This is a genomic window from Mycobacterium sp. RTGN5 (assembly GCF_033804465.1).
Lineage (GTDB): Bacteria > Actinomycetota > Actinomycetes > Mycobacteriales > Mycobacteriaceae > Mycobacterium.
Window position 1 is genome coordinate 95,636 of sequence record NZ_JAPZLA010000001.1, and the last position, 26,632, is coordinate 122,267.

General features: G+C 65.8%; 24 protein-coding genes and 2 tRNA genes. 13 read left to right on the forward strand and 13 right to left on the reverse strand.

Annotated elements, in window-relative coordinates; all coding sequences use genetic code 11:
• Positions 1 to 109: 109 nt before the first annotated feature.
• Genes SLQ31_RS00480 through pknB form a run of 6 tightly spaced genes read left to right on the forward strand, consistent with a single transcriptional unit; the run spans position 110 to position 8,192 of the window.
• On the forward strand, positions 110 to 577 hold the full coding sequence (locus SLQ31_RS00480) for an FHA domain-containing protein FhaB (protein WP_319428672.1): 468 nt from the start codon (positions 110 to 112) through the stop codon (positions 575 to 577).
• Complete coding sequence (locus SLQ31_RS00485) at positions 574 to 2,169, forward strand: PP2C family protein-serine/threonine phosphatase (protein WP_319428674.1); 1,596 nt, start codon at positions 574 to 576, stop codon at positions 2,167 to 2,169. Before SLQ31_RS00480 ends, SLQ31_RS00485 begins: the two co-directional genes overlap by 4 nt.
• Positions 2,166 to 3,569: an FtsW/RodA/SpoVE family cell cycle protein gene (locus tag SLQ31_RS00490; RefSeq protein WP_319428676.1), complete on the forward strand. Its 1,404-nt coding sequence runs from the start codon at positions 2,166 to 2,168 to the stop codon at positions 3,567 to 3,569. The genes SLQ31_RS00485 and SLQ31_RS00490 overlap by 4 nt, the downstream gene beginning before the upstream one ends.
• Positions 3,566 to 5,041 carry a D,D-transpeptidase PbpA gene (gene pbpA / locus SLQ31_RS00495; protein ID WP_319428678.1) on the forward strand — a complete coding sequence of 492 codons (1,476 nt, stop codon included), beginning with the start codon at positions 3,566 to 3,568 and terminating at the stop codon, positions 5,039 to 5,041. Before SLQ31_RS00490 ends, pbpA begins: the two co-directional genes overlap by 4 nt.
• Positions 5,038 to 6,318, forward strand: a complete 1,281-nt coding sequence (locus SLQ31_RS00500) for a serine/threonine-protein kinase (RefSeq protein WP_319428679.1) — start codon at positions 5,038 to 5,040, stop codon at positions 6,316 to 6,318. Before pbpA ends, SLQ31_RS00500 begins: the two co-directional genes overlap by 4 nt.
• Positions 6,315 to 8,192, forward strand: coding sequence for a Stk1 family PASTA domain-containing Ser/Thr kinase (gene pknB, locus SLQ31_RS00505; RefSeq protein WP_319428681.1), 1,878 nt, complete (start codon positions 6,315 to 6,317; stop codon positions 8,190 to 8,192). Before SLQ31_RS00500 ends, pknB begins: the two co-directional genes overlap by 4 nt.
• Here the strand turns inward: pknB and SLQ31_RS00510 are convergent.
• Positions 8,176 to 8,898, reverse strand: coding sequence for an aminodeoxychorismate/anthranilate synthase component II (locus tag SLQ31_RS00510; RefSeq protein ID WP_319428683.1), 723 nt, complete (start codon positions 8,896 to 8,898; stop codon positions 8,176 to 8,178). The two genes, pknB and SLQ31_RS00510, sit on opposite strands and share 17 nt — an antisense overlap.
• A gap of 27 nt (positions 8,899 to 8,925) precedes the next feature.
• Positions 8,926 to 9,717 (reverse strand): DUF881 domain-containing protein, encoded by a 792-nt coding sequence (locus SLQ31_RS00515; protein WP_319428684.1) that lies wholly within the window; start codon positions 9,715 to 9,717, stop codon positions 8,926 to 8,928.
• A 49-nt stretch (positions 9,718 to 9,766) separates the two neighbouring features.
• Here SLQ31_RS00515 and crgA point away from each other — a divergent pair, with 49 nt between their 5' ends.
• Entirely contained in the window at positions 9,767 to 10,048 is a 282-nt protein-coding gene (crgA, locus tag SLQ31_RS00520) for a cell division protein CrgA (protein WP_319428685.1), read from the forward strand.
• A 155-nt stretch (positions 10,049 to 10,203) separates the two neighbouring features.
• The gene (locus SLQ31_RS00525; RefSeq protein ID WP_319428687.1) at positions 10,204 to 10,620 is read left to right on the forward strand and encodes a PH domain-containing protein; all 417 of its coding nucleotides are present in this window, start codon (positions 10,204 to 10,206) and stop codon (positions 10,618 to 10,620) included.
• A 66-nt stretch (positions 10,621 to 10,686) separates the two neighbouring features.
• Here SLQ31_RS00525 and SLQ31_RS00530 read toward each other — a convergent pair whose 3' ends face one another.
• Positions 10,687 to 11,214: a peptidylprolyl isomerase gene (locus SLQ31_RS00530; RefSeq protein ID WP_319428689.1), complete on the reverse strand. Its 528-nt coding sequence runs from the start codon at positions 11,212 to 11,214 to the stop codon at positions 10,687 to 10,689.
• Between the two features lie 107 nt (positions 11,215 to 11,321).
• Between SLQ31_RS00530 and cwsA the strand changes: the two genes are divergently transcribed.
• Positions 11,322 to 11,741: a cell wall synthesis protein CwsA gene (cwsA, locus tag SLQ31_RS00535; protein ID WP_319428690.1), complete on the forward strand. Its 420-nt coding sequence runs from the start codon at positions 11,322 to 11,324 to the stop codon at positions 11,739 to 11,741.
• A gap of 437 nt (positions 11,742 to 12,178) precedes the next feature.
• On the opposite strand, the gene SLQ31_RS00540 is transcribed toward cwsA, so the two are convergent.
• The 10 genes from SLQ31_RS00540 to dnaA all read right to left on the reverse strand — a co-directional run bounded on the left by SLQ31_RS00540 (position 12,179) and on the right by dnaA (position 24,105).
• Positions 12,179 to 12,251, reverse strand: a tRNA-Ala gene (locus SLQ31_RS00540).
• Between the two features lie 158 nt (positions 12,252 to 12,409).
• Positions 12,410 to 12,483, reverse strand: a tRNA-Ile gene (locus SLQ31_RS00545).
• A gap of 74 nt (positions 12,484 to 12,557) precedes the next feature.
• A complete protein-coding gene (locus tag SLQ31_RS00550) occupies positions 12,558 to 13,400 on the reverse strand; it encodes a DUF3566 domain-containing protein (RefSeq protein WP_319428692.1) in 843 nt (280 codons plus the stop codon).
• Positions 13,401 to 13,426: 26 nt separating this feature from the next.
• Entirely contained in the window at positions 13,427 to 15,982 is a 2,556-nt protein-coding gene (gene gyrA, locus SLQ31_RS00555) for a DNA gyrase subunit A (RefSeq protein WP_319428694.1), read from the reverse strand.
• Between the two features lie 38 nt (positions 15,983 to 16,020).
• Complete coding sequence (gyrB, locus tag SLQ31_RS00560) at positions 16,021 to 18,036, reverse strand: DNA topoisomerase (ATP-hydrolyzing) subunit B (RefSeq protein ID WP_319428696.1); 2,016 nt, start codon at positions 18,034 to 18,036, stop codon at positions 16,021 to 16,023.
• A 223-nt stretch (positions 18,037 to 18,259) separates the two neighbouring features.
• Complete coding sequence (locus SLQ31_RS00565) at positions 18,260 to 18,832, reverse strand: DUF721 family protein (RefSeq protein ID WP_319428698.1); 573 nt, start codon at positions 18,830 to 18,832, stop codon at positions 18,260 to 18,262.
• A complete protein-coding gene (recF, locus tag SLQ31_RS00570) occupies positions 18,829 to 19,974 on the reverse strand; it encodes a DNA replication/repair protein RecF (protein WP_319428700.1) in 1,146 nt (381 codons plus the stop codon). The genes SLQ31_RS00565 and recF overlap by 4 nt, the downstream gene beginning before the upstream one ends.
• A 9-nt stretch (positions 19,975 to 19,983) precedes the next feature.
• On the reverse strand, positions 19,984 to 20,877 hold the full coding sequence (gnd, locus tag SLQ31_RS00575; RefSeq protein ID WP_319428703.1) for a phosphogluconate dehydrogenase (NAD(+)-dependent, decarboxylating): 894 nt from the start codon (positions 20,875 to 20,877) through the stop codon (positions 19,984 to 19,986).
• Positions 20,878 to 20,904: 27 nt separating this feature from the next.
• Complete coding sequence (dnaN, locus tag SLQ31_RS00580; RefSeq protein ID WP_319428705.1) at positions 20,905 to 22,098, reverse strand: DNA polymerase III subunit beta; 1,194 nt, start codon at positions 22,096 to 22,098, stop codon at positions 20,905 to 20,907.
• Between the two features lie 504 nt (positions 22,099 to 22,602).
• On the reverse strand, positions 22,603 to 24,105 hold the full coding sequence (gene dnaA, locus SLQ31_RS00585) for a chromosomal replication initiator protein DnaA (RefSeq protein WP_319428707.1): 1,503 nt from the start codon (positions 24,103 to 24,105) through the stop codon (positions 22,603 to 22,605).
• 597 nt (positions 24,106 to 24,702) lie between these two features.
• Here dnaA and rpmH point away from each other — a divergent pair.
• Genes rpmH through yidC form a run of 4 tightly spaced genes read left to right on the forward strand, consistent with a single transcriptional unit; the run spans position 24,703 to position 26,601 of the window.
• Positions 24,703 to 24,846, forward strand: coding sequence for a 50S ribosomal protein L34 (gene rpmH / locus SLQ31_RS00590; RefSeq protein ID WP_005142265.1), 144 nt, complete (start codon positions 24,703 to 24,705; stop codon positions 24,844 to 24,846).
• A gap of 18 nt (positions 24,847 to 24,864) precedes the next feature.
• Positions 24,865 to 25,221 carry a ribonuclease P protein component gene (gene rnpA / locus SLQ31_RS00595; RefSeq protein ID WP_319428717.1) on the forward strand — a complete coding sequence of 119 codons (357 nt, stop codon included), beginning with the start codon at positions 24,865 to 24,867 and terminating at the stop codon, positions 25,219 to 25,221.
• A complete protein-coding gene (gene yidD / locus SLQ31_RS00600) occupies positions 25,218 to 25,499 on the forward strand; it encodes a membrane protein insertion efficiency factor YidD (RefSeq protein WP_319428719.1) in 282 nt (93 codons plus the stop codon). Before rnpA ends, yidD begins: the two co-directional genes overlap by 4 nt.
• Complete coding sequence (gene yidC, locus SLQ31_RS00605; protein ID WP_319428721.1) at positions 25,492 to 26,601, forward strand: membrane protein insertase YidC; 1,110 nt, start codon at positions 25,492 to 25,494, stop codon at positions 26,599 to 26,601. The genes yidD and yidC overlap by 8 nt, the downstream gene beginning before the upstream one ends.
• The last annotated feature ends 31 nt before the right edge of the window (positions 26,602 to 26,632 follow it).

Below are 26,632 nucleotides of genomic sequence, written 5' to 3' on the forward strand. Positions count from 1 at the left end.
ACCCGCGCACCCACCGGCGTCCAAGTATCGTGACGGTGCCGAAGTCGGCCCGGTGCCTGCTGGTATCGCGGGAACGGCAAGCGGGGCACGAGGACGGAGAGGACGCCGGATGCAGGGACTAGTACTGCAGCTGACGCGCGCCGGCTTCCTGCTGTTGCTGTGGCTGTTCATCTGGTCGGTGTTGCGCATTCTGCGCAATGACATCTATGCCCCCACCGGCGCGGTAATGGTCCGCCGGGGCCTGGCGCTGCGCGGCACGCTCTTGCCGTCTCGCCAGCAGCGCGGTGCCGCCCGCTACCTGGTGGTGACCGCGGGGACGCTGGCCGGCACCCGAATCACCCTGGGCAGCCAGCCGGTGCTGATCGGCCGCGCCGACGACTCCACGCTGGTACTCACCGACGACTACTCCTCCACCCGCCACGCCCGGCTATCGCAGCGCGGTGCCGACTGGTACGTGGAAGACCTAGGATCGACCAACGGCACATACCTCGACAGGGCGAAGGTGACGACGGCAGTACGCGTTCCGATTGGCACGCCGGTACATATCGGCAAAACGGTGATTGAGTTGCGCCCGTGACCCTTGTCCTTCGCTACGCCGCCCGCAGCGACCGCGGCCTGGTGCGCGGTAACAACGAAGACTCCGTGTATGCCGGCGCGCGGCTGCTGGCACTGGCCGACGGTATGGGCGGGCACGCCGCCGGCGAGGTGGCCTCCCAGCTGGTGATCGCCGCCCTGGCCCACCTCGACGATGACGAACCCGGCGGCGACCTGCTGAGCAAGCTCGACGACGCGGTGCACGAAGGCAATTCGGCCATCGCCGCGCACGTCGATCTGGAGCCCGAGCTCGAGGGCATGGGTACCACGTTGACCGCAATCCTGTTCGCGGGCAACAGACTTGGGCTCGTCCACATCGGCGATTCCCGCGGTTACCTGCTTCGCGACGGGGAACTGGCGCAGATCACCAAAGACGACACCTTTGTGCAGACCCTCGTCGACGAGGGGCGCATCACCGCCGAGGAGGCGCACAGCCACCCCCAGCGCTCGCTGATCATGCGCGCGCTGACCGGCCACGAGGTCGAGCCGACGCTGATCATGCGGGAAGCCAAAGAGGGCGACCGCTATCTGTTGTGTTCCGACGGTCTGTCCGACCCGGTCAGCCAGGAGACCATCCTGGAGGCGCTGCAGATCCCCGACGTCGCCGAAAGCGCCGACCGGCTGATCGAGCTGGCTCTGCGCGGCGGCGGCCCGGACAACGTCACCGTGGTGGTCGCCGATGTCGTCGACCACGATTACGGCGGCCAGACCCAGCCGATCCTGGCCGGAGCGGTCTCGGGCAACGACGACAACGTCGCGCCCCCGAACACCTCCGCCGGTCGCGCGTCCGCCATCACGGCGCGGCCGCCGGCTGCCAAGCGGGTCGTGGCCGAGCCCGAGCCGCCGGCCAAACCACGCTCGCGCAGGCGGATGATCATCGCCGTCGCGGTGATCCTGCTGCTGGCGCTGGCCGGGCTCGCGGTGGGCCGCCAGATCATCCGCAGTAACTATTACGTGAGCGCCCACGACGGCACGGTGGCGATCATGCGCGGTATCGAGGGTTCGATTCTGACCTTCCCGCTGCAGGAGCCCTACCTGTTGGGCTGCCTCAACGACCGCAACGAGCTGTCCCAGATCAGCTACGGCCAGCCCACCGGTTCGCTGGGCTGCCAGCTGATGCGGCTGCAGGACCTGCGTCCTTCCGAGCGCGCGCAGGTGACGGCCGGGCTGCCCGCAGGCAGCCTCGACGACGCGATCGGACAGCTGCGGGAGCTGGCACACAGTTCACTGCTGCCGCCGTGCGCCCCACCGCCAAGCAGTACCCCGACCACCACCCCAGCACCGACGCCCGCCCCGAGCGCACCTCCCGCGCCGGGGCCGTCGCCCACCTCGGCCCCTCCCGCACCGACGTCGGCGCCCGCACCCACGGCCGCACCGGCTCCCACACCGGCACTGAGCGCGACCCCGGTGCCGCCAGCATCACCGACCCCTGGCACCGCCCCGGCACCGACTGAAAGCGGCACCGCCACAACCGGTTCCGCTGTTCCCGCGCCGCCGACCAGTCCCGCGCCGACGGTGACGCAGCTGCCCGCAGCGCCGCAAAAACCGGGCACCGACTGCCGGGCGGCGGCATGAGCACCCAACCGCAGGCGCCCGTCACGCTGGCACCGGCGACGCCGACCCGCCGCAATGCCGAGCTGGCACTGCTGTGCTTCGCCACGCTGATCACCGTGGTGGCGCTGCTGATCGTGGAGGCCAACCAGGAGCAGGGCATCAGCTGGGATCTGGCCAGTTCGACGCTCGCCTTCCTCACCTTGTTCGTCTGCGCGCACCTGGCCATCCGGCGCTTCGCGCCCTACGCCGACCCGGTGCTGCTGCCGGTTGTGGCCCTGCTCAACGGCATTGGGCTGGTGATGATCCACCGTCTCGACCTGATCGGCGGCGCGCTGACATCGGAGCGGGGCCCCAGCGAGGAGCAGCAGATGCTGTGGACCCTCGTCGGCGTCGTCGGCTTCTCGCTGGTGGTGATCTTCCTCAAGGACCACCGCATCCTGGCCCGCTACGGCTACACCTTCGGGCTGCTCGGTCTTGTGCTGCTGGCGATTCCCGCTCTGCTGCCCGCGCACTTCTCCGAGACCAATGGCGCCAAGATCTGGATTCGCCTGCCGGGCTTCAGTATTCAGCCTGCCGAGTTCTCCAAGATTCTGTTGCTGATCTTCTTCGCGGCCGTGCTGGTGGCCAAGCGCGACGTGTTCACCAGCGCCGGCAAGCATTTCCTGGGCGCCGACGTGCCGCGGCCCCGTGATCTCGCCCCGCTGTTGGTGGCGTGGATCGTCTCCGTCGGGGTCATGGTCTTCGAAAAAGATCTCGGCACCTCGCTGCTGCTGTATGCCTCGTTCCTGGTGATGGTCTACATCGCGACCGAGCGGTTCAGCTGGGTGGTGATCGGCCTGACCCTGTTCGCCGCGGGCAGCGTGGTGGCCTACTACTTGTTCGGCCACGTTCGCGTCCGGGTGCAGACGTGGCTGGATCCGTTCGGCGATCCCGAGGGCTCCGGCTACCAAATGGTGCAGTCGCAGTTCAGCTTCGCCACCGGCGGCATTTTCGGCACCGGGCTGGGCAACGGCCAGCCGGGCACCGTGCCCGCCGCCTCGACCGACTTCATCGTCGCCGCGGTCGGCGAGGAGCTGGGCCTGGTCGGTCTGGCCGGGGTGCTGATGCTCTACACCATCGTGATCGTGCGCGGGCTGCGCACAGCGATCGCCGTGCGGGACAGCTTCGGCAAGCTGCTGGCCGCGGGACTGGCCTCGACCCTGGCGATCCAGCTGTTCATCGTGGTCGGCGGGGTTACCGGGCTGATCCCGCTGACCGGTCTGACCACGCCGTGGATGTCCTACGGCGGCTCGTCTCTGGTGGCGAACTATCTGCTGCTGGCGATCCTGGTCAAGATCTCGCATGCCGCCCGCCGGCCGCTCATGGCCAACCCGCAGGCGTCCATCGCGGCGTCCAGCACCGAGGTGATCGAGCGGGTATGAACACTTCACTGCGCCGCATATCGGTGATGATCATGGCGTTGATCGTGCTGCTGCTGCTCAACGCGACGGTCACCCAGGTGTTCAAAGCCGACGGCCTGCGTGCCGATCCGCGCAATCAGCGGGTGCTGCTCGACGAGTACTCCCGCCAGCGTGGCCAGATCACCGCGGGCGGGCAGCTGCTGGCCTATTCGGTGTCCACCAACGGCCACTATCGGTTCCTGCGGGTGTACCCGAATCCCTATGTGTACGCACCGATTACCGGTTTCTACTCGCTGCGCTACTCCAGCACCGGGCTGGAGCGCGCCGAAGACGGCATCCTCAACGGATCGGATCAGCGGCTGTTCGGACGGCGGCTGGCCGACTTCTTCACCGGCCGCGACCCGCGCGGCGGCAACGTCGACACCACGATCGTGCCGCGGATTCAGCAAGCCGCCTGGGAGGCCCTGCAACAGGGCTGCACCGGCGGCTGCCGCGGCTCTGTCGTTGCGCTGGAGCCGTCCACCGGCAAGGTCCTGGCGATGGTGTCCTCGCCGTCGTACGACCCCAATCAACTGGCCACCCACGACACCGAGGAGCAGGGCACGGCCTGGCAGCAGCTGCGCGACGACCCGGCCTCACCACTGACGAACCGGGCCATCTCCGAGACGTTCCCGCCGGGCTCGACGTTCAAGGTGATCACCACCGCAGCGGCGCTGCAGGCCGGTGTGACCGATACCGATCAGCTCACCAGCTCCCCGCAGATTCAGCTGCCGAACAGCACCGCCACCTTGGAGAACTACGGCGGCACGCCGTGCGGCAGCGGCCCGACGGCGTCGCTTCGGGAGGCTTTTACCCGATCCTGCAATACAGCTTTCGTCGAACTGGGTATCCGAGTGGGTGCCGACGCCCTGCGCAGCGCCGCGCAGGCGTTCGGGTTCGACAGCCCACCAGCGCCGATCCCGCTGGAGGTCGCTGAGTCGACCATCGGCCCGATGTCCGACGCCGCCGCGCTGGGTATGTCGAGCATGGGCCAGAAAGACGTGGCGGTGACACCCTTGCAGAACGCGTTGGTGGCGGCGACGATCGCCAATTCCGGTGTGCTGATGCAGCCGTACCTGGTGGACAGCCTCAAAGGACCGGACTTGTCCAACATCAGTACTGCGGCACCTCAGGAGCAGCGGCGCGCCGTTTCGCAGCAGGTCGCGGCTAAACTGACAGATTTGATGATCGGCGCCGAGCAGATGACCCAGCAGAAAGGGGCGATTCCCGGCGTGCAGATCGCATCGAAGACGGGCACCGCAGAGCACGGCACCGACCCGCGCAACACTCCGCCGCATGCTTGGTACATCGCGTTCGCGCCTGCCCAAAACCCCAAGGTGGCGGTGTCTGTGCTGATCGAGAACGGCGGTGACCGGCTCAACGCCACCGGCGGTGCGCTGGCCGCCCCGGTCGGACGGGCGACGATCGCCGCGGCACTGCAGGGGGCCTCGTGACGCCCCGCGTAGGAGTGACGCTGTCGGGCCGCTACCGCCTGCAGCGGCTGATCGCCACCGGAGGTATGGGCCAGGTGTGGGAGGCCGTCGACAGCCGGCTGGGACGCCGGGTCGCGGTCAAGGTGCTCAAGCAGGAGTTCTCCTCTGACCCCGAGTTCATCGAACGGTTCCGCGCCGAGGCACGCACCGTCGCGATGCTCAACCACCCGGGCATCGCCGCCGTGCACGACTACGGCGAGACCGATATGGACGGCGAGGGCCGCACCGCCTATCTGGTGATGGAGCTCATCAACGGTGAACCGCTGAACTCTGTGATCAAGCGGAGCGGCCGGTTGTCGCTCCGGCACGCGCTGGACATGCTGGAACAGACCGGCCGAGCACTGCAGGTGGCCCATTCCGCCGGCCTGGTGCACCGCGACGTCAAGCCCGGCAACATCCTCATCACGCCGACCGGCCAGGTGAAGCTCACCGACTTCGGTATCGCCAAAGCCGTCGACGCGACGCCGGTCACCCAGACCGGAATGGTGATGGGCACCGCCCAGTACATCGCGCCTGAGCAGGCCCTTGGTCACGACGCCACCGCCGCCAGTGACGTGTACGCACTGGGAGTTGTTGGCTACGAGGCGGTTTCGGGCAAGCGTCCGTTCACCGGCGACGGCGCGCTGACCGTCGCGATGAAGCACATCAAGGACACGCCCGCACCGCTGCCTGCCGACCTGCCGCCCAACGTGCGCGAACTGATCGAGATCACCCTGGTGAAGAACCCGGGCATGCGGTACCGCAATGGCGGACAGTTCGCCGACGCGGTGGCCTCGGTGCGAGCCGGCCGTCGCCCGCCGCGACCCAACTCGTCGCCGACGATCCGCGCGACGCCTGCCGCGATCCCCGGCAGCTCGCCCCGGATGCCGGCCGCCGCGCCCGCCACCGGGATGCGGCCCCGCGCCAACACCGGCAGCCACCGCCCGCCGCCACCGCGGCGCACGTTCTCCTCGGGTCAGCGAGCCCTGCTCTGGGCTGCCGGCGTGCTGGGCGCGCTGGCGATCATCAGCGCGATCCTCATCGTGCTCGCCGACCGTAAAGACAGCACGCCCGTGCAGCGGACCGAAACGGAAACGGTCCAACCGACACCCACGGGCCAGGTGGCCCCCAGCGGTTGGACGGAAGACCCGCTCACCGGTAAATCTGGAGGGCAGACCGGGCCAATCCGATTCACCGCGGCCAGTGTGGCTATTCCTGCGCTGACCGACCCCGATCGAAACGACGAGAAACGGCGATGACCACCCCACAGCACCTGTCCGACCGCTACGAGCTGGGAGAGATCCTCGGCTTCGGTGGCATGTCCGAGGTGCACATGGGCCGCGACACCCGGCTGCACCGGGACGTCGCGGTCAAGGTGCTGCGCGCCGACCTGGCCCGTGATCCCAGCTTTTACCTGCGGTTCCGCCGCGAGGCGCAGAACGCCGCCGCGCTGAACCACCCCGCGATCGTGGCGGTCTACGACACCGGCGAAGCCGACACCGGCAACGGCCCGTTGCCCTACATCGTGATGGAGTACGTCGACGGGGTCACCCTGCGCGACATCGTCCACAACGACGGCCCGATGCCGTACCGGCGGGCGATCGAGGTCATCGCCGACGCCTGCCAGGCACTGAACTTCAGCCACCAGCACGGCATCATCCACCGCGACGTCAAGCCTGCGAACATCATGATCTCCAAGACCGGCGCGGTGAAGGTGATGGACTTCGGCATCGCACGGGCGCTCGCCGACGCCAACAACGTCACGCAGACCGCCGCGGTGATCGGCACCGCGCAGTACCTCTCCCCTGAACAGGCACGCGGCGAGAAGGTCGACGCTCGCTCCGACGTCTACTCGTTGGGTTGCGTGCTCTACGAGATGCTGACCGGAGAGCCGCCGTTCGTCGGTGACTCGCCGGTGGCGGTGGCCTATCAGCATGTCCGCGAGGACCCGGTGCCACCGTCGACGAAGCATTCGGGTATCTCCCCGGAGCTGGACGCCGTCGTGCTGAAGGCGCTCGCCAAGAACCCCGACAACCGCTACCAGACGGCCGCCGATATGCGCACAGATCTGGTTCGCGTGCACAACGGGGAAGCCCCCGAAGCGCCCAAGGTGTTCAGCGCCGCCGAGCGGACCTCGATGCTCAACGCACCGGCTGTGCCGCCCTCGCGTCGCGATGACACCGACGAGATCCCGCGTACGGCCCGCTTCGTCGAGAACGACCGCGCCGGCGGGTCGATCGGCCGTTGGCTGATCGTCGTCGCGGTGCTGGCCATCCTGACGGTGGTGGTGACCATCGGAATCAACATGGTCAGCGGTAGCCCGCGCAATCTCCAGGTTCCCGACGTGCGCGGCCAGGGGCAGGCCGACGCGATCGCGGCACTGCAGAACAAGGGTTTCAAGATCCACACCAACCAGAAGCCTGATAACACCGTGGCGCCTGACAAGGTGATCGACACCGATCCGCCGGCCAACTCCATGGCCAGCGCCGGTGACGACATAGCGATCAACGTGTCGGTGGGCCCGAAGCAAGTGGAAGTGCCCGACTGCACTGCGCTGTCCGCCACCGACTGCACCCAGAAACTGAAAGACGCCGGGTTCAGCAAGTTCAAGCAGACCAACTCGGCCTCCAAGCCTGAGGACAAGGACCGGGTGCTGCAGACCGTCCCGCCAGCGAACCAGTTATCGGCGATCACCAACGAGATCACCATCGTCATCGGGTCCGGGCCGCAGAACGCCGAGGTTCCGGTGGTTGCCGGCCAGAACGTCGACGTGGCCGGACAGATCCTCACCGCGTCCGGTTTCCTGAAAACCGTGCAAGTGCCGACCGACAGCACCGAGCCGATCGGTCAGGTGGTCGGCACCGACCCACCGAACGGGTCAACGGTTCCTCAGGACACCGTGATCCAGATCAAGGTGTCCAAGGGCAATCAGTTCGTGATGCCGGACCTGCGGGGCATGTTCTGGACGGACGCCGAGCCGCGGCTGCGCGGGCTCGGCTGGACCGGCGGGCTGGACAAGGGCGGTGACGTCCAGAACAGCGGTCAGCGCTCCAATGCCGTCGTGTCCCAGAGTCCCGCGGCGGGCAGCGCCGTGAACTTCGGGGCGACGGTCACGATCAGCTTTGCGTCCTAGCTAGGGAAGGCTCGCCGCCGCCGTATCGATCCCCCGGGTCGCTGCGCTCCTGCCCACCGAGCGCGTGCTTCACGGTGTCGGCGACCTCCTGCTCGAGGCGATGCACCAGCGTCTCCTCGGGAGCCTTGCCGCAGTAGCCCAGCCAGTTGGCCAGCATCCGGTGCCCACCCTCGGTCAGGATCGACTCGGGGTGGAATTGCACACCGTGAATCGGCAGCTCGACGTGACGCACCGCCATGATGACCCCGCCCTTCGTGCGGGCGGTCACCTCCAGCTCGGCCGGCACCGTCTCGGGCAGGATCGTCAGCGAGTGGTAACGCGTCGCCGTGAAGGGGTTCGGAAGGCCTTGCAGCACACCGCTATTGGTGTGGTAGACCGTGCTGGTCTTGCCGTGCAGCAGCTCGGGCGCGCGGTCGACCGTGCCGCCGAATGCCACACCGATCGCCTGATGACCCAGGCACACACCCAGCAGCGGGGTGGCGGCCGCGGCGCAGGCGCGCACCAACGGGATCGAGGCGCCCGCCCGTTCCGGCGTGCCCGGTCCCGGGCTCAGCAGCACCCCGTCGAATTCGGCGGCGATGGCGGTCTCGTCGGTCAGCCGTGCGTCGTCGTTGCGCCAGACCTGCGCGTCCACACCCAATTGGCCCAAGTACTGGACCAGGTTGAACACGAAGCTGTCGTAATTGTCGACGACCAAGACTTTCACCAGGTCAGATTACCTGGGCAGATCCACTCAATATCCGACTGGACCGATCGGCTGGGCGTAGCGCATCCGCACCGGTCCGGTGTAGCCGGCGACGGTGATGTCGTCGTGGGTCTGCTCGCTGTAGCCCAGCCCGAACCGCACGACGTACTGCTTGTACAACGTGACCAGGGGAGCGGCGGCCAGGGCTGCCCGCATCGCGGTCGCGTCGCCGACCGCGGTGATGGAGTACGGCGGGCTGTAGGTGCGCCCGTTGAGCAGCAGGGTGTTGCCGACGCAGCGCGGTGCCGAGGTTTCGATGATGCGCTGGTCCTGCATCTGGATCGCCTCGGCGCCAGCGCTCCACAGCGCGTTCAGCACGGCCTGGATGTCCTGCTGATGGACCACCAGATCGTCGGGGGAGGCGTCGCGCGGGAAGCGCCCGTTGGCGTCGCGCTCGGCGTCGGACAGCGTGACCACCAGCCCCGCGCCGTGCACCGGATCCAGCCCGGCGTCACCGGCCAGTTCGTCGGCACGGGCCAGCATGGCGGCCAGCGCGGTACCGGCCGAGGCGCCGTGGGTGGAGTCGACCTGGGCGGCCAGCGCGTCGCGCTGGGTGTTGAGCCGGTCCACCGATTTCTGGGTGTCGTGGACCAGGTCGACCAGCCGTGGTGAGTCCGCGCGGCGGATCTCGCTACCACCGGAAACGCCGTGAGTGGCGGCCAGCAGTACGCCGGCGAGCAGACACACCACCGGGACGCCGAACCGCCACGGCGAGCGCGTGGCACCCGTCGTCGCTGGTGCCGGAGTTGTCGGGTCACGGCGCCGCTGCGTTAATCTCATAGTCGATCTGCGCACCATCGTCGCAGAAGATCCCGGCCCGAAGGTACCCATGCCCAAGTCCAAGGTTCGCAAGAAGAACGACTTCACGATCAACACGGTGAGCCGCACTCCGGTCAAGGTGAAGGCCGGGCCGTCGAGCGTGTGGTTCGTGGTGCTGTTCATCAGCCTCATGCTGATCGGGCTGGCCTGGCTGCTGGTGTTCCAGCTGGCCGCCTCCGGCCTGGATGTACCCGCCGCGCTGCAGTGGATGGCCAAGCTGGGTCCGTGGAACTACGCGATCGCCTTTGCGTTCATGATCACCGGGTTGTTGCTGACGATGCGGTGGCGCTGAGCGCGGCGAATACCTTAGAGGATTCGCGCTGTGCGTTCGCCGTTTTGGGGCTGGCAACCTTCTGGTCACCCAATCACACGCGTGTGATTCATCCCCATTGTTGATAGCGCCTGTGGATAACTCCATCACCCGCGGTAGACACCCCCGAGGACGCCGTGCAGCAAACTGAATGGGGCCCCAAAATCGGGGCCGTCGCAGGTCTTGGCATCGCGGGAATCCTGATGGCAATCGGTTGTGTGACCGTTGTCACAGACCCCCCGGGCCGCATCCTCACCGGCATTGCTGCGGCGGGGCTGCTGGCGTTCGCATTCGGATCATGGCGAGCCAGACCCCGGCTGGCTATCACGGGTGACGGGCTGGTCTACCGGGGGTGGTTTCGGTCGCAGACGTTGCGGCGTCCCGACGTCACGCTGATCCGGATCACCGAGTTCCGCCGGATCGGTCGCAAGACGCGGCTGTTGGAGATCGAAACGGCCGCTGACCGGCTGATCGTGCTCAGCCGGTGGGACCTGGGAGCCGATCCACTGAGTGTTTTGGACGCACTGACCGACGCAGGCTACGCGGGGGTCTAGTCACCGTTGATTGAGCACTGAGAGCGCAATTCGGGCGGAATCTTCGCTCTCAGTGCTATCTCAACGTCAGGAGATGGTGACCGACTCGATCACGACGGCTTCGTTGGGCCGGTCATTGCGATCGGTGGCTGTCGTGGCGATCGCGTCGACGACCTTCTGCGACTCGGGATCGACGACCTCACCGAAGATGGTGTGCCGACGATTCAGGTGCGGGGTCTTGCCGATGGTGATGAAAAACTGGGACCCGTTGGTGCCGGGGCCGGCGTTGGCCATCGCCAGCAGGTAGGGCTTGTCGAACTGCAGCTCGGGGTGGAATTCGTCGGCGAACTTGTAGCCCGGGCCGCCACGGCCGGTGCCCGTCGGGTCGCCGCCCTGGATCATGAAGCCGTCGATGACGCGGTGGAAAACCGCGCCGTCATAGAACGGGCCCGAGGTGCTTCCCGATGCGTTCTGCGTCGAGTACTCCTTGGTGCCCTGGGCCAGGCCGACAAAGTTGCCGACGGTCTTGGGGGCGTGATTACCGAACAGGGCGATCTTGATGTCGCCGCGGTTGGTGTGCAGGGTCGCGGTCGCGGTCGCAATGGAGCTAGTCACGGGATCTCAGTCTGCCACTAGCGTCGCGTGGCCCAACTCGCGGCCACCCCTCACGGCGCTGTGGCAGTGTTGACGCCACCACCAACCGCAAGTGTCGGGAGGGCCTCATGGGCCGCAGGACTGAACCCAAACTCACGTCGCGCGAGCGGCTTAACCGCGGACTGCACTACACCGCAGTAGGTCCGGTGGACATCACCCGCGGCGTGGTCGGCGTCAGCGTGCAAGGCGCCGAGTCGGCCGCGAACGCCATCAAGCGTCGCGCCCGCGAGGCCCGCACCGTTCAACACGAAGTTGCCAAGGAGGCCGCCAAAGAGGTCGACGCCGTCAAGCAGGTCGTGGCCGAACTGCCGCAACTCCTGCAGGAGGCCCGCAAGTCGCCGCATCGCCGCCGTCGGCGGCTGTTCGTCTTCGGCTTCTTAGGACTGGGGCTGGCCGGCGGCGCGGTGGCGTTCGCGATCTCGCGGCGGTCGGCTACACCTGAGCCGTCGGCGCTGCCGCCGAGCGTGGACGTCGCCCCGAAGATCTGAAGTGGCTACGGATTTGCCGCACCAGGGGTATTTCAGCAAAGGTCCGTGAGTGTGTGTTATGTCGCTGGACCGGCGTTTCATGAGGCCGAGGGGCCCGGTATGGGGCGACTACCGGCGAATATAGCGAAATTTCACGCCGATCCGCGTTTGCTGACTACTCAACTATCTCTGGGTTCAGCGATGATTCGGCTTCGCTGGAGCTCCCGTAAGGTGCATTATGCTCAGCATGGGTTGGGGGAGCCTGTCTCGCCAGAGAGTTAAGTGCGGGATTTGTCATCACGGGCAGACGATCTTCGTCGGCAGAGAGACCTTTACCTGTCGCCGGTGCAAGAAGACGTTGCCGCGACGCTTGGCGGTCCCGGTTGACCTTGATGTGCGCGTGCCGCCCAGTGGCCCTGCGCACCGGACCTCAGCCTGAACTGCGTCCGATCGTTACGTGGAGCCTAGGAGATTCGAACTCCTGACATCTGCCTTGCAAAGGCAGCGCTCTACCAACTGAGCTAAGGCCCCTTGTCGCCGCATGCGGCCGGCGACAGTGTCTTCAGTGTCTCAGTCGAGGGTGTGCCAGACTTCGCCGCGGCGGCTACGCATGATCGCCGCGCCCACGGCTACCACCGCCAACAGCAGTGCAATCCGCACGGGCGCCCTTCCCGTCGACCAGGACATCGTGGGCCTAGGAGGACTCGAACCTCCGACCTCTTCGTTATCAGCGAAGCGCTCTAACCACCTGAGCTATAGGCCCGTATTTGCATACGACCGAGCGCCGAGATTACCGCACCCGCAGGGCTGCACCCAAACCGCGAGAACCGCCGGGCGCTAGTCCCGGTCGGCCAGCGTGACCTCGATGCCGCCGACGATGTCGGTGCTGAGGTTGTAGACGAATGCCCCGACGGTCGCCATCGCCGTCAGCAGCACGATGTTCACCAGTCCGATCAGTGCGGCGCCGCCGAAGATCGTCCCGCTGGACACCAGCTCACCGCCGCCACCACTGGTGGCCGTCAGCAGATCACCCACGTTGCTGTTGAGCTTGCTCCACACGCCCATGCCGCCGAGCACCAGATAGAGGAACGCCACCGCGATCATCCACACGAAGAACAGCGCCACCGACAGCAGCAGCGACACCTTCAGCGCGCTCCATGGGTCGATGTGCCGAATCTGCATGCTGGCCCGCACCGGGCCACGAGATCGGCTGGCCGCCACCGCAACTCGGGACGCCGCACCGGACGGGCGGGCCGGCGGCTCGGGTGTTGGTTTGCGCTGCTGTGTCACCGGCTTGGGTGGCGTCGCTCCCGACAGGTCCGGCAGCTCGCTGCTGTAGGCCTCCGGCCGGGCGACCTCGGTGCGCTCGGCCTGCGGCTCGGGCCTGGGTTCAGGACGCGGCTCGGGGCGCGGTTCTGGCCGCGGGGCCGGCGGTGGGCCGCCCGGCGCGGACGTATCCGGGGCCGCCGAGCCGGTGATGAACCGGTTCACCCGGGCCTCGATGTTGGAGGGGGGTCCCGACGGCGGCGCCGGCGGACGGGGCGGTTGCCCCTCGCCTGCCGGTCGCTGCGGTGCACCGCCCTGCCGCGCCCGGGCTGCCCCGCGCTGCCAGGGCGGGACCTCGCCGGACCCGCCGTTGGCACCCGGTCCGGGTTGACCCGGCTCGTTCGGTGCACTCACCGCCACTCCTTACCTGTCCCGCCGCGCTACGTCTCGTCGGATGTCTGGTCGGATGTCTCGCCGGATGTCTCGTCCGATTCAACGTCCGGCTCGGCCACTTCGTCCGCGTCGTCCTGATCCTCGACATTGCGGGCAATGGCTAACAGTGTGTCGCCCTCACCCAGGTTCATCAAGCGAACACCCTTTGTCTGGCGTCCTGCCTTGCGGACCTGACGAGCAGCGGTGCGGATGACGCCGCCGCCCGAGGTGATGGCGTACAACTCGCTGTCTTCATCGACCACCAATGCGCCCACCAGACTGCCACGCCTGCGGTCGTATTGAATGGTCAGGATGCCTTTACCGCCGCGGCCCTGAGCGGTGTACTCGTCGATGGCCGTTCGCTTGGCGTAACCACCGGCCGTTGCAACCAGCAGGAATGTGCCTTCAACCACAACGTTGAGCGAAAGCAGGCGGTCGTCCTCGTTGAACCGCATGCCCTGCACACCCGAGGTGGCCCGGCCCATCGGCCGAAGCGCCTCGTCGGTGGCCGAGAACCTGATCGACTGCCCGTTGGCGCTCACCAGCAACAGATCGTCCTCCGCTGAGCACAACACCGCACCGACCAGTTCGTCGCCGTCGCGCAGGTTGATCGCGACGATGCCGCCCGAGCGGTTGGAGTCGAAATCGGTCAGCTTCGTTTTCTTCACCAGGCCGTTGCGGGTGGCCAGGACCAAGTAGGGCGCGTCCTCGTAGCTCTGGATCTGGATGACCTGAGCGATGCGCTCCTCGGGTTGGAACGCCAGCAGGTTGGCCACGTGCTGGCCGCGCGCGGTACGCAACGCCTCCGGCAGCTCGTAGGCCTTGGCCCGGTACACCCGGCCCTGCGTGGTGAAGAACAGGATCCAGTCGTGCGTCGAGCAGACGAAGAAGTGCCGCACGATGTCGTCCTGCTTGAGGCCCGCGCCCTGCACACCCTTGCCGCCGCGCTTCTGGCTGCGATAGAGGTCGGTCTTCGTCCGCTTGGCGTAGCCGGTTTCGGTGATGGTGACGACGACGTCCTCGCGGGCGATCAGGTCCTCATCGGAGACGTCACCGTCGGAGGCGATGATCCGGGTGCGCCGGTCGTCGCCGTACTTCTCGGCGAGTTCGGCGAGCTCATCGCGGACGATGGCACGCTGGCGTTCCGGCTTGGCCAGGATGTCTTCCAGATCGGCGATCTCGGCCTCGATCTTGGCGAGGTCGTCGACGATGCGCTGACGCTCCAGGGCGGCCAGGCGGCGCAGCTGCATGTCGAGGATGGCCTGGGCCTGGATCTCGTCGACGTCGAGCAGCTCGATCAGCCCGGCACGGGCTACGTCGACGTTCGCCGACGCCCGGATCAAGGCGATGACCTCGTCGAGGGCGTCGAGGGCCTTGACCAGACCGCGCAGGATGTGGGCGCGCTCGTTTGCCTTGCGCAGCCGGTAGGTGGTGCGCCGGATGATCACTTCGAGTTGGTGCTCGACGTAGTAGCGGATCATCTGGTCCAGGCGCAGCGTCCTGGGCACGCCATCGACGATCGACAGCATGTTGGCGCCGAAGCTGGTTTGCAGCTGGGTGTGCTTGTAGAGGTTGTTCAGCACCACCTTGGCCACCGCGTCGCGCTTGATCTCGACGACGATGCGCAGACCCACGCGGTCACTGGACTGGTCTTCGATATTGGAGATGCCGCCGAGCTTGGCGTCGCGGACCTGCTCGGCGATCGAGGTGATGAAGTTGTCGTGGTTGACCTGATAGGGCAACTCGGTGATCACGATCGACGTGCGGCCGCGCGCGTCCTCCTCGATCTCCACGACACCGCGCATCCGGACCGAGCCGCGGCCGGTGGTGTACGCGTCGTTGATGCCTTGGGATCCGACGATCAGACCGTAGGTGGGGAAATCGGGGCCCTTGACCCGCTCGCGGCACGCTTCGAGTGTCGCCTCTTCGTCGGCTTCGTGATTGTCCAGGCACCAGTAGACGGCTTCGGCCAGCTCGCGCAGGTTGTGCGGCGGGATGTTGGTGGCCATGCCGACGGCGATACCGCCCGAGCCGTTGGCCAGCAGGTTGGGGAACCGGCTGGGCAGAACCGTCGGCTCCTGCACGCGCCCGTCATAGTTCGGGATGAAATTGACTGTCTCCTCGTCGATTTCACGCAGCATCTCCATGGCCAACGGGGTGAGCCTGGCCTCGGTGTACCGCATCGCGGCCGCCGGATCATTGCCCGGCGAGCCGAAGTTGCCCTGCCCGTCGACCAGCGGGTAGCGCAGCGACCACGGCTGGGCCATCCGCACCAGGGTGTCGTAAATCGACGAATCACCGTGCGGGTGATAGTTACCCATCGTCTCGGCAACCGAACGCGCGGACTTCGCGTGGCCGCGGTCCGGCCTGAACCCGGAGTCGTACATCGCGTAGAGCACGCGCCGGTGCACCGGCTTGAGGCCGTCTCGTACCTCGGGCAATGCCCGCCCGACGATGACGCTCATGGCGTAGTCGATGTAGCTGCGCTGCATCTCCTGCTGGATGTCGACCGGTTCGATCCGGTCGCCCGCTTCTTCGCCAGGCGGCAGAGTGGTGTCAGTCATGTGAGTCCTCTTTTGTCCCTATGACGGGGTGTACTTCGCTAAACATCAAGGAAGCGAACGTCTCTGGCGTTTCGGGTGATGAAGCTGCGACGGGCCTCGACGTCTTCGCCCATCAGGATCGAGAACAGCTCGTCGGCCGCGGCGGCATCGTCCAGCGTGATCTGACGCAGCACCCGGACCGACGGGTCCATGGTGGTTTCCCACAGCTCCTTGGCGTCCATCTCACCAAGTCCCTTGTAGCGCTGGATGCCGTCGTCGACGTTGATCCTCTTGCCGGCCGCCTTACCCGCCTCGAGCAGACCGTCGCGCTCGCGGTCGGAGTAGGCGAACTCCGGCTCGGTGCGCTGCCACTTCAGCTTGTACAGCGGGGGCTGCGCCAAGAAGATGTGGCCGTTCTCCACCAGCGGCTTCATGAACCGGAACAACAGCGTCAGCAGCAGCGTCGAAATGTGTTGTCCGTCAACGTCGGCGTCGGCCATCAGCACGATCTTGTGATAGCGCAGCTTGGTGAGGTCGAACTCGTCGTGGATGCCGGTGCCCAGCGCGGTGATGATCGCCTGGACTTCGGTGTTCTTCAGCACGCGGTCGATGCGGGCCTTCTCGACGTTGATGATCTTGCCGCGCAGCGGCAGGATCGCCTGGAACATGGAGTCGCGGCCGCTCTTTGCCGAGCCCCCGGCCGAATCGCCCTCCACCACATACAGTTCCGACTTGCTGGGGTCGGTCGAGCGGCAGTCGGCGAGCTTGCCGGGCAGGCCGCCGATATCGGTGGCGCTCTTGCGCCGCACCAATTCACGCGCCTTGCGGGCGGCCATCCGCGCCTGCGCCGAGGACACCGCCTTGTTGACGACGGTCTTGGCCTCGGTCGGGTTGGCTTCGAACCAGTGGCTCAACTGTTCGTTGCAGATCTTCTGCACGAACGACTTCACCTCGGTGTTGCCGAGCTTGGTCTTGGTCTGCCCCTCGAACTGCGGCTGCTGGACCTTCACCGAGATCACCGCGGCCAGGCCCTCACGGATGTCGTCACCGGTGAGGTTCGCATCCTTTTCCTTGAGCAGCTTCTTGTCCTTGGCGTACTTGTTGACCACCGTGGTCAGCGCCGCACGGAAACCCTCTTCGTGCGTACCGCCCTCGTGGGTGTTGATCGTGTTGGCGAACGTGTGCACCGACTCGGAGTAACCGGCATTCCACTGCATCGCGATCTCGACCTGGTGACCCTCACCCTTGCCCTCGAAGTCGATGATGCTGGGCTGGATCGAATTCTTCGTGCGATTGATGTGCTTGACGAAATCGACAAGACCGCCGGGGTAATGGAACACCCGATGCTTGACCTTGTGCTGGCCACTGGCGGTTTCGGCGGCCTTTTCTTCCGCGGACTTCGGCGCTTCGGCCGTGTCGCTGACGATTTCGTCGACAACCTGGTCGGGAGTGACGCGCTCGTCGGTCAGGTCGATCGTCAGGCCCTTGTTGAGGAAGGCCATCTCTTGCAGGCGGCGAGCAATGGTTTCGAAGTCGTAGGTCGTCGTCTCGAAGATGTTGGGATCGGCCCAGAACCGGATGGTGGTGCCGGTCGCCTTGGTCTTCTCACCCTGGCGCAGAGTCCCCGGCACCGAATGGTCGTAGGTCTGGAACCATTCGGAACCATCAGTGCGGACGTCCGCCTCGAGGCGACTCGACAACGCGTTCACCACCGAGACACCCACGCCGTGCAGACCACCGGAAACCTGGTAGGCCCCCTCTTCGAACTTGCCGCCGGCGTGCAGCACCGTCATGACAACATCGATGGTGGGGATGCCGGTGGAGTGCATGGCGACCGGGATGCCGCGGCCGTTGTCGATGACTTCAACGCCGCCATCTTCGAGAATGCGGACGGTCACTGTGTCGGCGAAGCCCGCCATCGCCTCATCGACTGCGTTGTCGACGACTTCCCAAACGAGGTGGTGCAGCCCTCGTTCACCAGTGGAGCCGATATACATACCCGGGCGTTTACGGACCGCCTCCAGGCCTTCGAGGACCTTGATCGAGTCGGCACCGTACTGTTCTTTGGCAGCCACTAGCGGCACGCTCTCCTTGGGGTTCGCATGCGCACGATTCATGACCGCGCGCGGGTCTCGAGTAAGTCTACCGGTTGGTGCTCTTCGGACTGATTCTGCGGCGGCGTTTCTACACACCTAGTTGCGCCGTGCACGGAATTTCTCGGATCGGCATACGTCCTGACGCTCGACATGCTCGTCGGGAAGCGTCTCGTGGCTGTCAGCCGACTGTGGTAGCTGGTGCTCAGCCGTAGGTGTCGCGGGGCCCCCGCCCGGAGATGTGCAGCTTGCCTTTGCGCCATGACGGAGCCACCGGCCCGGTGATCTTCAACGCCGTCACCACCCCGTCGCCGACCGCGGCCGCGATCTTGGCCAGCAGTTGCGCCTGAACCATCCGCAGCTGGGTCGCCCAGGCCGTCGACTCGGCCGCCACACTCAGCACGCCATCCCGCAGCACCGTCGGCTCGGCGTGCTCGGCAATCTGTTCGCCGACCACCGTCGGCCACTGTGCGAACACCACACCCTCGGCGACCTTGGGTGTCCAGCCGCGCGACTTCGCGAGATCGTTGGCCACCGTTCCGAACGTCTGCGGGTCACGGCCATCCGGCCCCGGTCCCGACCAGCGGCGCCGGCCGTCCCGCTCGGCACCCCGGCGAGCGCCGGGGGAGCGGCGACCGCGGCCGACTTCCTTACCCTGGCTGCGCGCCGCGCCGCGGGCTTCCTCGAGCGTGCGGCGCACCAGATCCATCCCGGCCAGACCGGCCAGGTGCTCGGGTGGGCCCTTCACCTCTTCTGTCTCGTCGTCAGGTTCGGTCACGAGGTCACCTCCGACATTCGGCCGTCGTCATCGTCGCGCAGGGAAATCCCGATTCGGGTGGCGTCCCAGTCGGGTGGGATGTCTTCACCCACCGCGGCAGTGATCAGCACCTGCTCGGCATTAGCGGCAACACCAGCCAGCGCCCGCCGGCGGGCATTGTCCAATTCGGCGAACACATCGTCGAGGATCAGTACCGGTTCACTGCCCTCGGCGCTCAGCAGTTCATAGGAGGCAAGCCGCAAAGCCAGTGCCATGGACCAGGATTCACCGTGGCTGGCGAAACCCTTCGCCGGCTGATCGCCAAGGCGCAATTCCAAATCGTCACGGTGCGGCCCGACCAGGCACACACCGCGTTCCAGCTCGGCGCCGCGCCGCGCGGCCAAACCGGCCAGGAGAGCGGCTTCCAGGGACTCGACATCCTGGCCGGCGTCATCCAATTCGACGCTGCTGCGGTAGCAGATCGCGGCCGGCCGCGACGCCGGTGCCAGCAGCTGATATGCCTTTTCCACTTCGGGAGCCAGCAGATTGGTCAGCTCGATGCGGGCGGCCATCAACTCCGCGCCATGCGCGGCGAGGTGACCGTCCCATACATCGAGTGTCTCGAGTGCGCCGATGTCGCCCCGAAATCGCCCTCCCGCAGCGGATTTCAGCAATGCGGTGCGTTGCTTGAGCACTTTGTCGTAGTCCGCGCGGATCGCGGCCACCCGCGGTCGGCGTACCGAAGCAAGCTCATCGAGATACCGGCGACGCTCCCCGGGATCACCCCGTACCAGCGCAAGATCCTCCGGGGCAAACAACACGGCGCGCACCGCCCCGACAATCTCGCGGGTACTACGGACCGGAGAACGGTTCAGCCGCGCCTTGTTTGCCCGGCCCGCCGCGATTTCGATATCGATCGCAAGCTCACGGCCCTCGTTGACGACGATCGTCGAGACCACCGCGCGTTCGGCTCCCGCTCGGATCAGCGGCGCATCGGTGGCCACCCGGTGTGACCCGAGAGTCGCGCAATACCAAAGGGCCTCAACGAGATTCGTTTTGCCGAAGCCGTTTGGGCCGACGAAGACGGTCCGGCCTGGCGCCAACTCGAGCTCGACGTGTTGCCACGATCGAAAGTCGCGAAGCGCCAGGTGCCGGACGTACATCGGGCCTCGCTATCCCGACACCGAGACCCGCTTGACGGCGTGTCCACCAAACTGGTTGCGCAGCGCCGAGACGGCCTTCATCGTCGGCGAATCGTCTTGCCGGGAAGCGAACCTCGCGAACAGCGCGGCGGCGATCACCGGCATCGGCACCCGGTGGCGGATCGCCTCTTCGACGGTCCAGCGTCCCTCGCCGGAATCCTCGGTATAGCCCGAGATCGCATCGAAGGACGGATCCTCCTTGAGTGCTTTAGCCAGCAGCTGCTGCAGCCAGGACCGCACGACCGTGCCATTGGTCCAGGCCTGGATCACCGCCTGGGTGTTGGTGATCAGAGGTTCGGCGGCCAGTAGTTCGTAGCCTTCGGCGTAGGCCATCATCAACCCGTATTCGATGCCGTTGTGCACCATCTTGGCGTAGTGACCCGCACCGACCGGGCCGGCGTGGACGAAACCGTCGGCGACATCACCGGGCGGACGCAGGGTGTCGAAGATCGGCATCACCCGGGCGACGTCCTCGTCAGTGCCGCCGACCATCAGGCCGTAGCCTTCTGCCAAACCCCAGATTCCGCCGGAGACACCCGCGTCAACGAATGAAATTCCTTTTTTACCAAGGAGTTCCGCGTGCGGACCGTCCTCGGTGTACTTCGAGTTACCACCGTCGATGACGAGATCACCGGGGCTGAGCACTTCGGCCAGCTCACCGATGGTGTCATCGGTGATCGGACCCGAGGGCACCATGACCCAGACGACGCGGGGAGCGCTGAGCGCCGCGGCCAACCCGGCCAGGGTGGGGACGTCCGTCACCTCTGGTCTTGGGTCATACCCGATGACTTCGTGTCCGCCCTCGCGCAACCGCTGGCGCATGTTGAAGCCCATTTTTCCAAGACCGACCAAACCCAACTGCATGTGTGCCTCTCTAGGTCAGCGGTCCGGTTAACCGGGTAGCCGGACCGGCATCAACAGATATACGTAGTCGGTCTGAACAGCAGGGAACGGGCCGGTGCCTTCTACCAGTTCATCACCATTCGCCGGCCGCAGCACGGCGGGTCGGCTCGGCGTGGTGAAACCGAATGTCACCCGGCCGGAATGCAGCGAGCCGAGACCGTCGGTGAGATAGGTGGGATTGAACGCGATCGTCAGCGGCTCACCGGCGAACTCGACGGGCAGGTCCTCCTCAGCGCGGCCGACATCATCGGCGCCCGCCGACAGGCGCAGCACCCCATCCCCGAATTCCATCCGCACCTGCGCACCGCGATCGGCGACCAGCGCGACACGTTTGATCGCTTCGGTCAGCTCAGCCACGTCGATCGTCGCCACCGCGGTGTGCTCGGCGGGCAACAGCTGGCGGAACTTCGGGAACTCGGCATCGAGCAGGCGAGTGGTGCTGCGCTTCCCACCGCTACGAATTCCCAGCAGGCCTTCTTTTCCAACCGTGGCTCCGGCGCCGAGCGCCAGGTGCACCTCGGCACCGGATGTCCCAGCTTTCGCGGCCTCGGCCAGCGTCTTGGCCGGCACCAGCACCGCGGCTTCGAGGTTGGGCGACGACGTCGCCCAGGTCAGCTCACGCACTGCCAGCCGGAATCGGTCGGTGGCAGCCAAAACCACTGCCTCGCCGGAAATCTCCACCCGGATACCCGTCAGCATCGGCAGCGTGTCATCCCGCCCCGCTGCCACCGCGACCTGACCGATCGCTTCGGCGAACAGATCCGCCGAGATGACACCGGTCTCCTCGGGCAACTCCGGCAGCGCCGGATAGTCCTCGACCGCCATGGTGGGCAGCGAGAAACGGGCGCTACCGCAGGTCAGCGAGACCCGAGTGCCTTCGACGCTGACGTCCACCGGCTTGGCCGGCAACGCCCGAGTGATGTCGGACAACAACCGACCGGAGACCAAAACGCTTCCCGGAGAAGCGATTTCAGCCGGAACACGTACCTCGGCCGAGACTTCGTAGTCGAAGCCGGAGATGATCAAACCCTCATCAGAACCGGTGAGCAACACTCCGGCCAACACCGGCACCGTCGGGCGAGTCGGGAGATTACGGGCAACCCAGGCCACCGCATCGGCGAAGTCCTCCCGCACCAGGCGGAACTTCAAGTCGGAGCCAACCGTCGTTGTTGCCACGTGCACCTTGTCCCTTCATCACCCAATAACCCCCGACCAGCGTCCACCCCTGCCGAAGCAGCGGCGAGCGTGATCTGTGAGCGACAGCCGCAGAACGGCAGTCAGAAGAACAACCGTAGAGCGTCGGACGCCATCTTGAAAGCTAATCGATCGCGGTGACAAGAGCACCGCGAGGCCATGTCGGATGCCCTGTGAAGCGGCTAGTCCCCAAGCCTGTCTTCAAAGAGGAAATTGGAAGATAGATAACAGCAACAGTAATAGGGCCTGTGCAACCTGTGCATTGGACGGTCGATGCCCTGCTCGGGTGCGGTGAGGGCATGTGCATCAGTTGGGGATGACCGCGGGTGAATCACAGGGCGGCTGTGCACGGCTGGGGGTTGTGCCTTGTGATTCCGGTGGTTCACCGGAGTTGGCCGGTGTTGTCCACAGCCGTTTACACAAGCCAAAGATGTGACCACTGGTACGACAGTGGCTAAAGTTTTTTGCGCAGATGACAGAAAAAGTGGGATTTCAGCGCTTGGAACGCTGGCGAATCCGTGTGGTGAGTTCCTTGACATGATCGAAGACCTCACGCCGATGGGCCATTTCGCCGCGAATCTTCTTCTCGGCGTACATGACTGTGGTGTGGTCGCGGCCGAACGCTTGCCCGATCTTGGGCAGCGAGAGATCGGTCAGTTCACGGCACAGATACATGGCGATCTGCCGGGACTGAGCCAGCGCCCTGGTCTTGCCTGGGCCCCGTAATTCCTCGAGCGAGGTGTCGAAGTACTCGGCGGTCGCGGCCATGATGACCGAGGTGCTGATCTGCATCGTGCCGGCGTCGGCGATCAGATCGCGCAACACGATCTCGGCCAGTGCCTTGTCGATCGGGGTCTTGTTCAGCGACGCGAAGGCCGTAACGCGGATGAGGGCGCCCTCGAGCTCGCGGATGTTGCGCTCGATGCTGCTGGCGATGAGCTCCAGAACGTCGTCGGGAACATCGAGCCGATCCATCTGCGCCTTCTTACGCAGGATGGCGATGCGGGTCTCCAACTCCGGCGGCTGAACGTCGGTGATCAGGCCCCACTCGAACCTGGTCCGCAAGCGATCTTCGAGAGTGGCCAGCTGCTTGGGCGGCCGGTCAGACGAGATCACGATCTGCTTGTTCGCGTTGTGCAGCGTGTTGAAGGTATGGAAGAACTCTTCCTGGATACCTTCCTTGCCCTCGATGAACTGGATGTCGTCAACGAGCAGGACGTCGATGTCTCGGTAGCTGCGCTTGAACGCGACCTTGCGGTCATCGCGCAGTGAGTTGATGAAGTCGTTGGTGAACTCTTCGGTCGAGACGTACTTCACCCGCATGCCGGGGAACAGCCGTTGGGCGTAGTTGCCGGCGGCATGCAACAGGTGCGTCTTGCCCAGGCCGGACTCGCCCCAGATGAACAACGGGTTGTACGCCCGAGCCGGCGCTTCCGAGATCGCCAGCGCAGCGGCGTGCGCGAATCGGTTCGAGGATCCGATGACGAACGTGTCGAAGGTGTAGCGCCGGTTGAGGCTTGTGCCGGGCGTCTCCGCGGAGGTGTTGCTGCGCGGGCGCTCGATGAAATAACTGGGCCAGGTTTCGTGGGCGCTGGCCAACGCTTCGCGATCTTCGTCGACCTCGTCGAGTTCGAGGTCGACGGCGGGGACCTCCGGCGCGGCGGTGTCCTCGGTCTCTTCGAGACTGGGCGGGGCGATCCGCACGCCCAGTTCGACCCGTTGGCCGAGCCGGCGGCTGAGCGCGTCGACGATCTGGGTTCGCAGATGTCGTTCGATCTCGTTCTGGACGAAACTGCTCGGCACCGACAGCAACGCGAAGCCTTCGGCGATGGTGAGCGGCTGGACCAGCTTGAGCCAGGCGCGCTGTTGCGGAGTCAACGGTGCATCGCCGCCAGTGCCATTACTGACGCGTGAGTCCGCAGTTCCGTCGCCGTTGAGCTCGGCAACCACCGAGCTCCACACCGTGGCGAACGCTGAACCGGGATCTTCGGTCAACGAGAGATCCCCCTGGTCCGATCGGTAAATTTCATCCAGCACATAAAAATAAATGAGACGACGACAAATCTGTCCACATAGTTATCCACAGGTGTGGACAGGACAGTCGTCCTCGTCTCGCAGCATATCGGCGCAGGAACTCGGGCCGGCAGTTAATCCGAGCAATCGGTGTCGTACAGAACTTCCGCCGGCCTATGCCCCCGCTGGGTTGATTCGCGTGCCGCCTCATGCAGAAGCGGCTTTGGCAGAAGCTAACAGTTTTCGGGGCGAGTGCCAACCGTTCTGCAACATTCGGATCACGTTGGGATAACGACGAACCGGCTGACAGTGGCGGCTGTGACGGTAGTGCCCTGGTCGTCCTGGGCCCTGACGGAATCCTGCAGTGATGGACGGCACGACAAGGCGGTTTGACCAGGGGAAGTGAGGTCAGTACCCTCGAACAGTCGCCCATACGTTGGCGACACGGCTGCGACCGGGTTTCGGGACCGCGCCGGTTACGAGCGAGACCAGAGCTTACCAACGGCTGTCGCGTTCGTTCGGGTACACACGCAAGCGTGTAGCCGGACAGCGACTGCCATACGACGAGGAGATACAGCCGTGGCCAAGGGCAAGCGGACCTTCCAGCCGAACAACCGGCGCCGGGCGCGGGTTCATGGCTTCCGTCTGCGTATGCGCACCCGTGCCGGGCGCGCCATCGTGACGGGCCGGCGCCGCAAGGGTCGTCGTTCACTGACTGCCTGATCCACGAGATCACGCGGCGTGCTCCCGGCTCAGTTCCGGATGACACGGTCTGCGGAGTTCGGCGCCACCATCAAGCACGGGGTGCGAGCGGCGCAGCCGGACATCGTCGTGCACGCACGACGTGAGGCACAGACCGATGGTGGACCACGGATCGGTCTCGTGGTCGCCAAGTCTGTCGGCAATGCAGTGCAACGTCATCAGGTATCCCGCCGGCTCCGGCATGTAGCCAAAGCGGTGCTCGCAGACCTCACACCCGACGAGCGTGTGGTGATCCGGGCGCTGCCTACGAGCCGAGACGCGATCTCGGCTCGGCTCGAGCAGCAGCTGCGAACCGGCCTTCGTCGCACTCACGATCTGATGGAGAAGGCGCGGTGACCCACCTCCCGGTCCGGGCGCTGATCTTCCTCGTCGAGCTCTACCGCCACACCGTCTCGCCGCTGCGACTGCCGACGTGCCGGTTCACGCCGACGTGTAGTCAGTACGCCGTGGACGCGCTCACCGAGTACGGCTTGCTCCGGGGGAGCTGGCTGACCCTGATCCGGCTCGGGAAGTGCGGGCCGTGGCATCGGGGAGGATGGGATCCAATACCCGAGCGGTGCCCGCAGGCACCCGGGGCCGATGTCGAATTCGACAGCAGGAGCATGAATGTTTAATTGGTTCAGCCTCGACGTCATCTATTACCCGGTGTCGGGCATCATGTGGCTCTGGTACAAGCTGTTCGCCTCTTTCCTGGGCCCCACGAACTTCTTCGCCTGGGCGTTGTCGGTGATGTTCCTGGTGTTCAGCCTGCGCGCGCTGCTCTACAAGCCGTTCGTCCGCCAGATCCGCACCACCCGCCAGATGCAAGAGTTGCAGCCGCAGATCAAGGCGCTGCAGAAGAAGTACGGCAAGGACCGCCAGCGGATGGCGCTGGAGATGCAGAAGCTGCAGAAGGAGCACGGGTTCAACCCGATCCTGGGCTGCCTGCCGATGCTGGCTCAGATCCCGGTGTTCCTCGGGCTCTACCACGTACTGCGTTCGTTCAACCGGACCCAGCACGGGTTCGGTCAGCTGGGCCTGTCAGTCGACGAGAACCGCGCCACCGGCAATTACTTTTTCAGTGCGACCGACGTCGGCCACTTCCTCGATGCCAATCTGTTCGGCGCGCCCCTCAGTGCGAGCATGATCCAGACCTCGGGTCTGGAGGCGTTCAAGAACTTCGACTTCAGCCGTCCCGCGGTCATCGCGGTGGGCGTGCCCCTGATGCTGCTGGCCGGTATCGCCACCTACTTCAACAGCCGCGCCTCGGTCGCCCGCCAGAGCGTGGAGGCGGCGGCCAACCCGCAGACCGCGATGATGAACAAGCTCGCGCTGTACGTCTTCCCACTCGGCGTTGTGGTCGGCGGACCCTTCCTGCCGATCGCGATCATCATCTACTGGGTGTCCAACAACATCTGGACCTTCGGTCAGCAGCACTACGTGTTCGGCAAGATCGAAGAAGAAGAAGAGGCGAAGAAGGAAGAGGCGCTGGCTCGCCGTTCGGCGAACGCACCGGCGCCGGGCGTCAAGCCGACCAAGCCGAAGAAGAGCGCGGCGGCAGCCACCAACGGGTCGGCAGTCGAGTCGGCCGAGTCCACGGACAGCACCGAGTCCGCCGAAGACATTGCCGATGCGGTTGGCACCGAGACCGACTCCGGCGCGGAACAACCGACCGATGGCGGTGCGACCAATCACACTCCGCGCCCAGGGGCGCGGCCCAAGAAACGTAGGCGTTGACCGGAGATCGATCCGGCGAAAGAGGGAGAGA